Genomic DNA, 13781 nt, shown 5'->3' with positions numbered 1-13781 from the left:
ACGAAGCCCCCGTTCCGTCCGCGGAGCGGGGGCTTCGTGCGTTCTTAGACTGGTGCCCGTGAGTGATCTCCTCGAGAACCCGAAGGCCGGCCGTGTCCGTGCCGTGGCCGCCCTCGCCAAGAAGGACGTCCGCGCCGACACGGGCCTGTTCCTGCTCGAGGGGCCGCAGGCCGTCCGGGAGGCGCTCGAGTACCGCCCGGAGCTCCTCCGCGAGCTCTACGTGACGCCGACCGCGGCCGCGCGCTACGCGCTCGACGACGCGCCGGTCGACACCTGGTTCGTGACCGAGCAGGTGCTCGACACCATGGCCGACACGGTCACGCCGCAGGGCGTCGTCGCCGTCTGCCAGCAGTTCCCGACGTCGGTGCGGTCGGTCTTCCCGGATCCGGCCTCCGTCGACGTGGCCCCCGTCGACGCGACGGACGGCCTGGAGGCCCGTGGCGCCTCCGCGACGGAGGGTGCCCTCCCCGGACTGGTCGCGATCCTCGAGCAGGTGCGGGACCCCGGCAACGCCGGCACGATCATCCGCGCCGCCGACTCCGCCGGCGCCGACGCGGTCGTCCTCACCGGGCGCTCGGTGGACCCGTACAACCCGAAGGTCGTCCGCTCGACCACGGGCTCGCTGTTCCACGTGCCGGTCTCGGTCGGTGTGACGCTCGCCGACGCGGTCGGGCGGGCGAAGGCCCTCGGCTACACGGTGCTCGCGGCGGACGTCTCGGGCGACGACCTCCCGGAGGTCCGTGCCGACGGGATGCTCGACGGACCGACGGCGTGGGTCTTCGGCAACGAGGCCCGCGGGCTGACCGACGAGGACCTCGCGCTCGTCGACCGTGCCGTCAAGGTGCCGATCTACGGGCAGGCGGAGTCGATGAACCTCGCCACGGCGGCTTCGGTGTGCCTGTACGAGAGCGCGTTCGCGCAGCGGGCCGCGGCTGCTTCCTCCACAGCCGGCTGACGCGTCGTCTCCCTCCACCGTCCGACGGGTACAGGACGGCGGTATCCCATCGGCCGGTAGGCTTGGGCCTCGTGTCAGAACACCTCGAGATCAGCGAACCGGCCGTCAGCGCCGCCGTGGACGCCGCCCTCGCGGCCGTCCGGGCCACGACGACCGTCGCCGAGCTGAAGCAGGCCAGGGCCGAGCACACCGGTGAGCAGTCGCCGTTGGCGCGGATGAACGCGTCGATGCGCAGTGTGCCGCCGGAGCAGAAGGCCGCGGCGGGCAAGCTCGTCGGCCAGGCCCGCGGCCGCGTCAACCAGGCCGTCGCCGAGCAGGAGTCCGTCCTGGCCGAGGCCGAGGAGCGCGCACGGCTCGAGTCCGAGCGGGTCGACGTCACGGCCCTGCCGTCGCGTCGCACACCGGGGTCGCGTCATCCGCTGTCGCTCCTGAACGACGCCGTCGCGGACATCTTCGTCGGCATGGGGTGGGAGGTCGCCGAGGGCCCCGAGCTCGAGCACGAGTGGTTCAACTTCGACGCGCTGAACTTCGACCAGGACCACCCGGCCCGAGCGATGGCCGACACCGTCTTCGTCGAGCCCGTCGAACGGCACCTGCTCATGCGGACGCACACGTCGCCCGTGCAGGTCCGCTCCCTGCTCTCCCGAGACCTGCCGCTGTACGTCATCGCGCCCGGGCGCGTGTACCGGGCCGACGAGCTCGACGCCACGCACCTGCCGGTCTTCACCCAGGTCGAGGGCATCGCGATCGACAAGGGCCTGACGATGGCGCACCTGCGCGGCACGCTCGAGCACTTCGCCCGGCAGATGTTCGGCGCCGAGGCGCAGATCCGTCTCCGCCCGAACTACTTCCCGTTCACCGAGCCGAGCGCCGAGATGGACGTCTGGCAGCCGAACGCCAAGGGTGGCGCCCGGTGGGTCGAGTGGGGCGGCTGCGGCATGGTCAACCCGAACGTCCTGCGCGCCGCCGGCATCGACCCGGACGAGTACCAGGGCTTCGCGTTCGGCATGGGCATCGAGCGGACGCTGCAGTTCCGCAACGGCCTGAACGACATGCGTGACTTCCTCGAGGGCGACATCCGCTTCTCGCAGCAGTTCGGAACGGTGGTCTGATGCGCGTCCCACTCCGTTGGCTCGGTGAGTCGGTCGACCTCCCCGAAGACGCCACCCTCGAGCACGTCCACGCGGCGCTCGTGTCGGTGGGCTTCGAGGAAGAGGACGTCCACACCTACGACCTGACCGGCCCGATCGTGGTCGGCCGGGTGCTGTCGCTCGATCCGGAGCCGCAGAAGAACGGCAAGACGATCAACTGGTGCCAGGTGGACGTCGGCGAGCCGGAGCCCCGCGGCATCGTCTGCGGCGCGCACAACTTCGTCGCCGGTGACCTCGTCGTCGTGACGCTGCCCGGCGCCGTGCTGCCCGGCCCGTTCCCGATCGCCGCCCGCAAGACGTACGGCCACGTGTCCGACGGCATGATCGCCTCGGCGCGCGAGCTCGGCCTCGGCGACGAGCACGACGGCATCCTGCGCTTCGCCGACCTCGGGATGGAGCCCGAGGTCGGAGCGGACGCCATCGCCCTGCTCGGCCTCGACGACGCCGCGGTCGAGATCAACGTCACCCCGGACCGCGGCTACGCCATGAGCATGCGCGGTGTCGCCCGCGAGTACGCGCACGCCACCGGGGCCTCGTTCCACGACCCGGTCGACCGCGTGACGCCCCGCGCCGCCGAAGGCTTCCCGGTGGCCATCGACGACCAGGCGCCGATCCGTGGCCATCAGGGCGCGACGACCTTCGTGACCCGGGTCGTCCGCGGCATCGACCCGACCGTGAAGACACCGGCGTGGATGGTGTCGCGCCTCGCACTCGCCGGTGTGCGCTCGATCTCGCTCCCCGTCGACGTCACGAACTACGTCATGTTCGAGCTCGGCCAGCCGCTGCACGGGTACGACCTCGCGAAGGTCGTCGGCGGGCTCGGCGTCCGGCGTGCGCACGCGGGGGAGACCCTCGTCACGCTCGACGACGTCACGCGGAAGCTCGACCCGGAGGACCTCGTCATCACCGACGGCGACGGTCCGGTCGGGCTCGCCGGCGTCATGGGCGGTGCCCGGACGGAGATCTCCGACACGACCACCGACGTCCTCATCGAGGCTGCCGTGTTCGACCAGGTGTCGATCGCCCGGACCGCTCGTCGCCACAAGCTCCCGAGCGAGGCGTCCCGGCGCTTCGAGCGCGGCGTCGACCCGCTCGTGTCCGAGGCGGCCGCGAACCGCGCCGTGGACCTCCTCGTCGAGCTCGCCGGGGGCAGCGCGGACCCGCTCGGCTCGACCCTCGTCGACACGACGCCCCGACCGACCATCGCGATGCGGATCGGGCGCCCGGCCGAGCTGATCGGCGTGGAGTACACCGACGCCGAGGTCATCGACACCCTGCGTGCGATCGGCGCCACGGTCGAGGTCGACGGCGATCTGCTCGCGGTCACGCCGCCCACCTGGCGCCCGGACCTCGGCGACGACACCACCCTGGTCGAGGAGATCGCCCGGATCGTCGGCTACGGCCGCATCCCGAGCGTCCTGCCCGTCGCCCCGCCCGGCCGCGGACTCACCGGCCACCAGCAGGCTCGTCGCCGGGTCGCGAACGCCCTGGCCGCCGCCGGCCTGGTCGAGGTCGTCACCGCACCGTTCGTCTCGGCCGCCACGCAGGACGCCTACCCGGGCATCGACGGCGACGGCGGCCCGAGCGTCGTGCTCGCCAACGCCCTCGACAGCGAGCAGAACCGACTCCGCCGCAGCGGTCTGCCGGCGCTCGTCGACGTCGCACGGCGCAACGTGTCGCGCGGACTCGTCGACGTCGCGGTGTACGAGACCTCCAGGGTCTTCCTCCCGACGGACGGGCACGAGCTCGGCACCGTCGACGTCCCCGCGGGCGCCGCGCTGCCGGACCGCCAGACCCTCGCCGCCCTCGACGCGTCCCTGCCGGCGCAGCCGTTCCACGTCTCGGCGCTCCTCACGGGCAACCGGGTCGCGAAGCAGCCGGGCGCCGCAGCGGAGCCGTACGGCATCGCGGACGCGCTCGACGCCGCCCACGAGGTCGCCTGGGCCGTCGGCGTCGAGCTGACGGTGGCCCAGACGACCCACCCGTCGCTGCACCCGGGGCGCGCGGCGTCGCTCCTCGTCGGCGACTCCGTCGTGGGCATCGCGGGCGAGTTGCTGCCGGAGCTGAGCGAGGCCGCGGTGCTGCCCCGCGTGGTCGCCGTGCTCGAGCTCGACCTCGACGCCCTGGTCGCGGCGGCCCCGGAGCTCGTGTCGGTCGCCCCGATCGAGTCCTACCCGGCGGCGACGCAGGACCTCTCCCTCGTGGTCGACGCGGACGTTCCGGCCGGTGACGTCCTCGACGTCGTCCGCTCTGGTGCCGGGGAGCTGTTGGAGTATGCTCGGCTCGTGGACGACTACCGGGGCACCGGCGTGAGCGAGGGACAGAAGTCCCTGACGTTCGCGCTGCGCTTCCGTGCCACGGACCGCACGCTGACCGCTGCCGAGGCCTCCGAGGCCCGTGACGGCGCTGTCCGACGTGCCGGCGAGCGATTCGGGGCGACCCTGCGCGACTGATCCACAGGATCACCGCCCGGGGCCGCCGCCTCCGACTCTCTCGACGACCAGTCCGACCCAAAGGTGGAATCCCATGTCCGTATCCGTCGCCGTGGCGGGAGCCTCCGGCTACGCGGGCGGTGAGCTCCTGCGCGTGCTCTCCGCCCATCCCGAGTTCGACGTCAGGACGGTGACCGCGTTCTCGAACGCCGGACAGCCGCTCATCGCCACGCAGCCGCACCTGCGCTCGCTGGCGCACCTGACGCTCGCGGAGACGACGGCCGAGAACCTCCGCGGACACGACGTGGTGTTCCTCGCCCTGCCACACGGGCAGTCCGGGGCGATCACCGCCGAGCTCGACGACGACACCCTCGTCGTCGACTGCGGCGCTGACCACCGGCTGACGGACCCGGCGGCGTGGGAGGCCTTCTACGGCGGCGACTGGTTCGGTGCGTGGACGTACGGGCTCCCGGAACTCCTGCACGCGGCACCCGCGCCCGGCTCCGCGGAGGAGTGGCGTGACGAGGACGACATCGCCTCCCAGGGCCGGCAGCGCACGGAACTGGCCGGCACGAAGCGGATCGCGGTCCCGGGGTGCAACGTCACCGCAGTGACGCTCGGGATCCAGCCGGGCATCCAGGCCGGGCTCGTCGAGTCGGACGACATCGTCGCGGTGCTCGCCGTCGGGCCGAGCGGTGCCGGCAAGAAGCTCGCGACGACGTACCTCGCCTCCGAGATCATGGGCTCCGCGAGCGCCTACCAGGTCGGGGGGAAGCACCGGCACATCCCGGAGATCCAGCAGAACCTGCAGGTCGCCGGCGCCTCGGACGTGACGATCTCGTTCACCCCGGTGCTCGTCCCGATGTCCCGCGGGATCCTCGCGACGACGACGGCGAAGCTCGCGCCCGGGGTCAGTGCCCGTGACGTCCGGCTCGCGTGGGAGCAGGCGTACGCCGACGAGCCGTTCGTGCACCTCCTGCCCCAGGGCGAGTTCCCGCGGGTCGCCGACACGATCGGGGCGAACACGTGCCTCGTCGGCATCGCCGTCGACGAAGCAGCCGGTCGCGTCGTCGCGGTGAGCGCGCTCGACAACCTCGCGAAGGGCACCGCCGGGGCAGCGGTCCAGTCCACCAACATCGCCCTGGGCTTCCCCGAGACCCTCGGCCTCAGCGTGGACGGAGTCGCACCGTGACCGACGCGAACCAGCACGACGCAGGTCAGCCTGTCGGAACCGAGCCGGGCCTCCAGGCAGGGTCGTCCGGACAGGGCGTCACCGCGGCCGCGGGCTTCCGCGCCGCCGGCGTGACCGCCGGTCTCAAGGCGAGCGGCAAGCCGGACGTGGCGCTCGTCGTCAACGACGGCCCCGAGGCGGCGGTCGCCGCCGTCTTCACGAGCAACCGCGCCCAGGCGCACCCCGTCATCTGGTCGCGCCAGGTGGTCGGCGACGGTGTCGCCCGTGCGGTCGTCCTCAACTCGGGAGGCGCGAACTGCTTCACGGGTCCGTTCGGCTTCCAGACGACCCACCTCACCGCCGAGGCGGTCGCCGGTTCCCTGGGCATCGGCGCAGGGGACGTCGTCGTCTGCTCGACCGGCCTCATCGGCGTCGGCGACCAGACCTTCCGTGACAACGTCCTGAAGGGCGTCGACCTCGCGTCCGCGGCGCTGTCCCCGACGGGCGGACACGACGCGGCCACGGCCATCATGACGACCGACACGAAGCCGAAGCAGTCGGTCGTGACCGAGGACGGCTGGACCGTCGGCGGCATGGCGAAGGGCGCCGGGATGCTCGCGCCCGGCCTCGCGACGATGCTCGTCGTCATCACCACGGACGCCCTGCTGCCCGCTGACGAACTCGACCAGGCGCTCCGCGCGGCCACCCGCGTGACGTTCGACCGCGTCGACTCGGACGGCTGCATGTCGACGAACGACACCGTGGTCCTGATGTCCTCCGGGGCGAGCGGGACCACCCCGGAGGTCGGCGACTTCCAAGAGGCGCTGACCGCGGTCTGCGCCGACCTCGCGAAGCAGCTGCAGCAGGACGCCGAGGGCGCGAGCCACGACATCGCGATCGAGGTCGTCGGCGCCGCGAGCGAGGACGACGCCGTCACCGTCGGCCGGAGTGTCGCTCGGAACAACCTCTTCAAGGCCGCCGTGTTCGGCAACGACCCCAACTGGGGCCGGGTGCTCGCGGCCATCGGCACGACCGACGCCGACTTCGACCCGTACGCGGTCGACGTGAGCATGAACGGCGTCCGGGTGTGCCACGCGGGCGCGCCGGACGAGCCGAGCGACTCCGTCGACCTGACCGGCCGGGAGACCCACGTGCTCATCGACCTCGGGGTGGGGCCGCACGCGGCGACGATCCTGACGAACGACCTGACGCACGACTACGTCCACGAGAACAGCGCGTACTCCAGCTGATGAGCGACCACGACCTCACCAAGGAAGAAGAGCACGAGCTCGCCGCCGTCAAGGCCGCGACGCTCATCGAGTCCCTGCCCTGGCTGAAGCGGTTCTCGGGCAAGGTCGTCGTCGTCAAGTTCGGCGGCAACGCGATGATCAACGAGGACCTCAAGCGGGCCTTCGCCGAGGACATGGTGTACCTTCGCTACGCGGGGTTGCACCCGGTCGTCGTGCACGGCGGCGGGCCGCAGATCTCGGCTGCGCTCAAGGAGCAGGGCATCGAGTCCGAGTTCCGCGGCGGGTACCGCGTCACCACCACCGAGGCGATCACCGTCGTCCGTGACGTCCTGGCCGGCGAGGTCAACCGCGAGATCGTCGAGCTCATGAACGAGCACGGCGACGGCCTCGCGGTCGGCGTGTTCGGTGACGGCGGTTCCCTGTTCACGGGCGAGAAGAAGGGCGTCGTCGTCGACGGCGAGCACTTCGACCTCGGCCACGTGGGCGACATCACGCACGTCGACCCGTCCGGCGTCCTCGCCGCGATCGAGGCCGGCCGGATCCCGGTCGTCTCGAGCATCGCGATCGACGACGCCCACCCGGACCAGGCGCTCAACGTGAACGCGGACGCCGCCGCTGGTGCGCTCGCCATCGCACTCAAGGCCGCGAAGCTGATGATGCTCACGGACGTCCCCGGGTTGTACCGGAACTGGCCGGACCGCGACTCCGTCGTCGACCTCATCGCGGTCGAGGAACTCCGCGAGCTCCTGCCGTCGCTCGAGTCGGGGATGATCCCGAAGATGACCGCGTGCCTCGACGCCGTGGTCGGCGGGGTCGGCGGGGCGACGATCATCGACGGCCGCATCCCGCACTCGATCCTGCTCGAGGTCTTCACGCTCCGCGGCGCGGGCACCGAGGTGATCCCGGACCCGAGCCGTCGCACCGAGAACCAGATGACCCACGCCGAGATCGGCCGACGCGTCGCGTCACCGTCGATCGACAGCAGTACCGGCCAGCACGTGGCCAGCGCGACCGAGAAGGGACAGCAGTAGTGAGCACCGAGACGCAGACCGAGACCTGGAACGACCGGTTCGGGGCGTCGCTCATGCGATCCCTGACCCCGCCGAAGATCATGCTCGAGCGTGGCGAGGGCTGTCGGGTGTGGGACGTCGACGGCAACGAGTACCTCGACTTCCTCGCCGGCATCGCGGTGAACTCGCTCGGGCACGCGCACCCCGCACTCGTGGAGGCCGTCGCCGACCAGGCCGCGAAGCTCGTGCACGTCTCGAACTACTTCGCGACGCCGCCGCAGCTCGAGCTCGCCGAGCGCCTGAAGCGCATCACGGGTGCCGGGGACGCCGGTCGCGTGTACTTCGGCAACTCGGGCGCCGAAGCGAACGAGGCCGCGTTCAAGCTCGCGCGCCTGAACAAGGGCGCGGACGGGAGCAAGACCCGGATCCTCGCACTGAAGCAGGGCTTCCACGGCCGGACCATGGGCGCGCTCGCACTCACCGGCAAGCCCGCGCTGCAGCAGGACTTCCTGCCGATGGTCCCGGGTGTCGAGCACGTCGACTCCACCGTCGAGGCGCTCGAGTCCGCGTTCGACGACCACGTCGCTGCGCTCATCCTCGAGCCGATCAAGGGCGAGGCCGGTGTGGTGGACCTGCCCGAGGGCTTCCTGCTCGCGGCACGCCGCCTGACCGAGGCGCACGGCGCGCTGCTCATCCTCGACGAGATCCAGACCGGTGTCGGTCGCACGGGCAACTGGTTCACCTACCAGGGGCACGGCTTCACCCCCGACGCGATCACCATCGCGAAGGGCATCGCCGGCGGCTTCCCGATCGGCGCCCTCGTCACGTTCGGCTGGGCGTCCGACCTCTTCTCGGCCGGCCAGCACGGTTCGACGTTCGGCGGCAACCCGCTCGGCACCCGTGTCGCGAACGCCGTGCTCGAGGAGATCGAGCGTGCGGACCTCGTCGCCGGTGCGGTGACGAAGGGCGAGCGGATCCGTGCGGGCATCGCGTCGATCGGTTCGCCGCTCGTGCAGGAGGTCCGTGGCACCGGCCTGCTCATCGGCGTCGGCCTGACGGGGCCGGTCGGCCCCGCCGTCAACCAGGCCGCGCTCGACCGTGGCCTCATCATCAACGCCCCGAACGAGTCGAGTCTGCGCATCGCGCCGCCGCTCGTCGTGTCTGACGCCGAGATCGACGAGTTCGTGTCGATCCTCGGAGAGAGCCTGGCCGCCGTCGCGGCAGAGCAGGGCACCGCCGACCAGGAGACCTCCGCATGACCCGCCACTTCCTCCGCGACGACGACCTGAGCCAGGCCGAGCAGTCCGCGATCCTCGACCTCGCGGCGCAGATGAAGGCCGACCGCTGGGCCGCGAAGCCCCTCGCCGGGCCGCAGTCCGTGGCGGTCATCTTCGACAAGTCCTCCACCCGCACGCGTGTGTCGTTCCACGTGGGCATCTCCGACCTCGGCGGCAGCCCGCTCGTCATCACGACGGCGAACAGCCAGCTCGGCGGCAAGGAGACCCCGTCGGACACGGCACGCGTCCTCGAGCGCATGGTGTCCGCGATCGTCTGGCGCACGTACGCCCAGTCGGGTCTCGAGGAGATGGCCGACGGCACCCGTGTCCCCGTGGTGAACGCCCTGTCCGACGACTTCCACCCCTGCCAGCTCCTCGCCGACCTCCTCACCATCCGCGAGCACCGCGGCACGCTCGCGGGCCAGACCTTGGCGTTCGTCGGTGACGGCGCGAGCAACATGGCGCAGTCGTACCTGCTGGCCGGGGCGACCGCGGGCATGCACGTCCGCGTGGCCGCGCCGGAGTCCTTCGCGCCCGCAGCGTCGGTCGTGTCGGACGCCGAGCAGCGCGCCGCGATCACGGGCGGCTCCGTCCTCGTCGTCTCCGACCCGGTCGCTGCCGTCGCCGGTGCAGACGTCGTCGTCACCGACACCTGGGTCTCGATGGGCAAGGAGGACGAGAAGCAGGCGCGCCTCGACACCTTCGCCGGCTACCGCGTGGACGACGAGCTGATGGCGCACGCGGCCGACGACGCCGTGTTCATGCACTGCCTGCCCGCCGACCGTGGCTTCGAGGTCACGGCGGAGGTCATCGACGGCCCGCGCAGCATCATCTGGGACGAGGCGGAGAACCGTCTCCACGCCCAGAAGGCGCTCCTCGCCTGGCTCCTGGCCGCGAACGCGGCCGAACCGGCCGCGGCCGCGAACACGGCCGAACCGGCCGCGGCCGCGAACACGGTCGAACCGGCCGCGGCCCCCACCAACTGACACCCCCACCCCCAAGGAGAAACCACATGGCAGACCGCGTCGTACTGGCGTACTCCGGAGGCCTCGACACCTCCGTCGGCATCGGCTGGCTCAAGGACGCCACCGGCAAGGACGTCGTCGCGCTGGCGGTCGACGTCGGCCAGGGCGGCGAGGACATGGACGCCATCCGTCAGCGCGCGCTCGACTGCGGCGCGGTGGAGTCGGTCGTCGTCGACGCGAAGGACGAGTTCGCCGACGACTACCTCGTGCCCGCCCTCAAGGCGAACGCGCTCTACCAGAAGCGCTACCCGCTCGTGTCCGCGCTGAGCCGCCCGCTCATCGCGAAGCACCTCGCCCTCACCGCGAAGCAGCTCGGTGCCGACAGCGTCGCGCACGGCTGCACCGGCAAGGGCAACGACCAGGTCCGCTTCGAGGCCGCCGTCGCCGCGATCGCGCCCGACCTGACGAGCGTCGCGCCCGTCCGCGACCTCGCGCTCACCCGCGACAAGGCGATCGTCTACGCGAACGAGCACAACCTCCCCATCGAGCAGTCGAAGAAGTCGCCGTACTCGGTCGACCAGAACGTCTGGGGCCGCGCGGTCGAGACCGGCTTCCTCGAGGACCCGTGGAACGCCCCCATCGAGGACCTCTACTCGTACACGCAGGACCCCTCGGTCCCGCGTGACGCCGACGAGGTCACGATCACGTTCGAGCAGGGTGTGCCGGTCGCGATCGACGGCCAGCGCTTCAGCGTCCTCCGCATCGTGCAGGAGCTCAACGCCCTCGCCGGCAAGCACGGCGTCGGCCGCATCGACGTCGTCGAGGACCGCCTCGTCGGCATCAAGTCGCGCGAGGTCTACGAGGCCCCCGCGGCGATGGCCCTCATCGCCGCGCACGAGGAGCTCGAGAGCCTGACCCTCGAGCGCGACGTGAACCGCTACAAGCGCGGCATCGAGTCGGAGTGGGCCGACCTGGTCTACGACGGCCTGTGGTTCGGCGGCCTGAAGCGCAGCCTGGACGCGTTCATCGACCACACCCAGCAGCACGTGTCGGGCGACATCCGCCTGCAGCTGCACGGTGGTCGGGCGACGGTCACGGGCCGGAAGTCGGAGCAGAGCCTCTACGACTTCGACCTCGCGACCTACGACACCGGCGACACGTTCGACCAGTCCCTCTCGAAGGGCTTCATCGAGCTGTGGTCGCTGCCGTCGAAGATCTCGGCCCGGCGCGACGCCGCCAACTAGGCGACCCCGGTGGGGCGGGACCAGCTGGTCCCGCCCCACCACCGGCCACCCCGTCCCACCACCGGCCCGGAGGCACGACCCGCGTCCGACCCGCCGGTCGCCTCCCACGGACGCACCACCCAGAACGAACCCACACGACGCAGGACGACATGACCGACGCAGCCCCGCACGCCAAGACCGACGCCACCAACACCGGCGCCCTCTGGGGCGGCCGCTTCGCGGACGGCCCGAGCGCCGAGCTGGCCGCCCTCTCGAAGTCGACGCACTTCGACTGGCAGCTCGCGCCCTACGACATCGCCGGGTCCCGTGCCCACGCGCGGGCACTGCAGGCCGCGGGCTACCTGACCGAGGACGAGCTGGAGCGCATGCTCGCCGGCCTCGACCGCCTGGCCGACGCGCACGCGACGGGCGAGCTGCAGCCGGACGACTCCGACGAGGACGTCCACGGCGCGCTCGAACGGCTGCTCATCGCCGACCTCGGTCCGGAACTGGGCGGGAAGCTCCGCGCCGGCCGGAGCCGCAACGACCAGATCGCCACGCTCGGCCGCATGCACATGCTCGACCACGGTCGGCGCATCGGCCACCTCGTGATCGACCTCGTGGACGCCCTCAGCCAGCAGGCGAACGAGCACCCCGGTGCGATCATGCCGGGCCGCACGCACCTCCAGCACGCGCAGCCCGTGCTCCTCGCGCACCACCTGCTCGCGCACGCCTGGCCGCTCGTGCGTGACCTCGAGCGGCTCCGCGACTGGTCGGCCCGCGCGGGCGTGAGCCCGTACGGCGCCGGTGCCCTCGCCGGCAGCTCGCTCGGACTCGACCCGACGGCGATCGCGCACGAACTGGGGTTCGCCCGGCCGGCCGAGAACTCGATCGACGCGACCGCCGGCCGTGACGTCGTGGCGGAGTTCGCGTTCGTCCTCGCCCAGATCGGCATCGACGTCTCGCGCCTGGCGGAGGAGGTCATCCTCTGGAACACGAAGGAGTTCGGCTTCGTCCGGTTGCACGACGCGTTCTCGACGGGGTCGAGCATCATGCCGCAGAAGAAGAACCCGGACATCGCCGAGCTCGCGCGCGGCAAGTCCGGGCGGCTCCTCGGCAACCTCACCGGCCTGCTCGCGACGTTCAAGGGCCTGCCGCTCGCGTACAACCGTGACCTGCAGGAGGACAAGGAGCCCGTGTTCGACTCGGTCGAGCAGCTCGAGGTCCTGCTCCCGGCGTTCACCGGCATGATCGCGACGCTGACCTTCGACACCGAGCGGATGGCCGAGCTCGCGCCACAGGGCTTCTCGCTCGCGACCGACGTCGCCGAGTGGCTCGTCCGGCAGGGCGTGCCCTTCCGCGACGCCCACGAGGTCTCCGGCGCCCTCGTCCGCCACTGCGAGGAGCGCGGCATCGATCTCGACGACCCGACCGACGACGAGTACCGGTCCGTGTCGGAGCACCTCACGCCCGAGGTCCGCTCGGTCCTCACGATCGAGGGCAGCGTTGCCTCCCGCACGGGCGCCGGCGGCACCGCACCGGACCGCGTGGCGGAGCAGCTCACGTCCCTGACCCAGCGCGTCCGCGAGCTGGCGGAGGGCGCCCCCTTCACCCGATGACCGACGCGCTGCGGGCACTGCTCGCCGAGCCCGCTCCGATCTGCGCCCCGGCCCTGCTCGGCGCGACCATCGCCGGCCGCGGCGTCGCGGTCCGCATCACCGAGGTGGAGGCCTACCACGGCCCGACCGATCCGGGCTCCCACGGCCACCGCGGGATGACCCAGCGCAACCGTCACCTCTTCGGCCCGCCGGGCACGCTCTACGCCTACCGCTCGTACGGCATCCACACCTGTGTCAACGTCGTCAGCGGCGCCGAGGGCACGTCCGCCGGCTCGTTGCTCCGTGGCGGCGAGGTCATCGACGGCCTGGCCACCGCCCGCGAGCGCCGCGGGCTCCGCCCCGCCGACGTGGCTCTGGCGCGCGGACCCGGGAACCTCGGCGTCGCGCTCGGGGCCGTCCTCGGCACCGACGACGGCACGTCGCTCCTGGACGGGTCCGGTCCGTTCGTCCTCACCCTGGCACCCGGCCTGGAGGCACGGCTCGCCTCCGCCCCGCCAGCCGCGGTCGTCGAGGAACTCCTGGCGGAGACGGACGCCGCAGGCGTGCGGCGCATCTCGCGAGGGCCGCGCACGGGCGTCGGCGGCGTCGCCGGCGGCGCGCGCTTCCCCTGGCGCTTCTGGCTGACGGGCGACCCAACGGTCTCGACGTACCGACGGCACAAGGGTGCCGTCGACTAGCGGGGGCGACCCGTGCCTCCCGGCCGGTTGCCGTGCGCGTCCGTGACCGCC

Annotated in this window: 11 protein-coding genes; all 11 read left to right on the top strand. The window is 72.0% G+C overall.

Annotated elements, in window-relative coordinates:
• The first annotated feature begins 58 nt into the window (after positions 1-58).
• The 11 genes from ACRQ4C_RS15315 to ACRQ4C_RS15265 all read left to right on the top strand — a co-directional run bounded on the left by ACRQ4C_RS15315 (position 59) and on the right by ACRQ4C_RS15265 (position 13730).
• Positions 59-955, top strand: a complete 897-nt coding sequence (locus ACRQ4C_RS15315) for a TrmH family RNA methyltransferase (protein ID WP_439689283.1) — start codon at positions 59-61, stop codon at positions 953-955.
• A 71-nt stretch (positions 956-1026) separates the two neighbouring features.
• Complete coding sequence (gene pheS / locus ACRQ4C_RS15310; protein ID WP_439689282.1) at positions 1027-2067, top strand: phenylalanine--tRNA ligase subunit alpha; 1041 nt, start codon at positions 1027-1029, stop codon at positions 2065-2067.
• Entirely contained in the window at positions 2067-4559 is a 2493-nt protein-coding gene (gene pheT / locus ACRQ4C_RS15305; RefSeq protein WP_439689281.1) for a phenylalanine--tRNA ligase subunit beta, read from the top strand. The genes pheS and pheT overlap by 1 nt, the downstream gene beginning before the upstream one ends.
• A 73-nt stretch (positions 4560-4632) precedes the next feature.
• Positions 4633-5730, top strand: coding sequence for an N-acetyl-gamma-glutamyl-phosphate reductase (locus ACRQ4C_RS15300; protein WP_439689280.1), 1098 nt, complete (start codon positions 4633-4635; stop codon positions 5728-5730).
• Entirely contained in the window at positions 5727-6959 is a 1233-nt protein-coding gene (gene argJ, locus ACRQ4C_RS15295) for a bifunctional glutamate N-acetyltransferase/amino-acid acetyltransferase ArgJ (RefSeq protein WP_439689279.1), read from the top strand. The genes ACRQ4C_RS15300 and argJ overlap by 4 nt, the downstream gene beginning before the upstream one ends.
• On the top strand, positions 6959-7990 hold the full coding sequence (argB, locus tag ACRQ4C_RS15290) for an acetylglutamate kinase (protein WP_290133794.1): 1032 nt from the start codon (positions 6959-6961) through the stop codon (positions 7988-7990). Before argJ ends, argB begins: the two co-directional genes overlap by 1 nt.
• Positions 7990-9228 (top strand): acetylornithine transaminase, encoded by a 1239-nt coding sequence (locus ACRQ4C_RS15285; RefSeq protein ID WP_439689278.1) that lies wholly within the window; start codon positions 7990-7992, stop codon positions 9226-9228. The genes argB and ACRQ4C_RS15285 overlap by 1 nt, the downstream gene beginning before the upstream one ends.
• Positions 9225-10232 carry an ornithine carbamoyltransferase gene (argF, locus tag ACRQ4C_RS15280; RefSeq protein WP_439689277.1) on the top strand — a complete coding sequence of 336 codons (1008 nt, stop codon included), beginning with the start codon at positions 9225-9227 and terminating at the stop codon, positions 10230-10232. The genes ACRQ4C_RS15285 and argF overlap by 4 nt, the downstream gene beginning before the upstream one ends.
• A gap of 26 nt (positions 10233-10258) precedes the next feature.
• Complete coding sequence (locus ACRQ4C_RS15275) at positions 10259-11455, top strand: argininosuccinate synthase (protein ID WP_058726105.1); 1197 nt, start codon at positions 10259-10261, stop codon at positions 11453-11455.
• Positions 11456-11604: 149 nt separating this feature from the next.
• Positions 11605-13053: an argininosuccinate lyase gene (gene argH, locus ACRQ4C_RS15270; RefSeq protein WP_439689276.1), complete on the top strand. Its 1449-nt coding sequence runs from the start codon at positions 11605-11607 to the stop codon at positions 13051-13053.
• A complete protein-coding gene (locus tag ACRQ4C_RS15265; protein ID WP_439689275.1) occupies positions 13050-13730 on the top strand; it encodes a DNA-3-methyladenine glycosylase in 681 nt (226 codons plus the stop codon). The genes argH and ACRQ4C_RS15265 overlap by 4 nt, the downstream gene beginning before the upstream one ends.
• Positions 13731-13781: the final 51 nt, after the last annotated feature.

Source organism: Curtobacterium sp. SP.BCp (genome assembly GCF_051903255.1).
Taxonomy (GTDB): Bacteria; Actinomycetota; Actinomycetes; order Actinomycetales; family Microbacteriaceae; genus Curtobacterium.
This window is presented reverse-complemented; position numbering and strand designations above follow the sequence as displayed.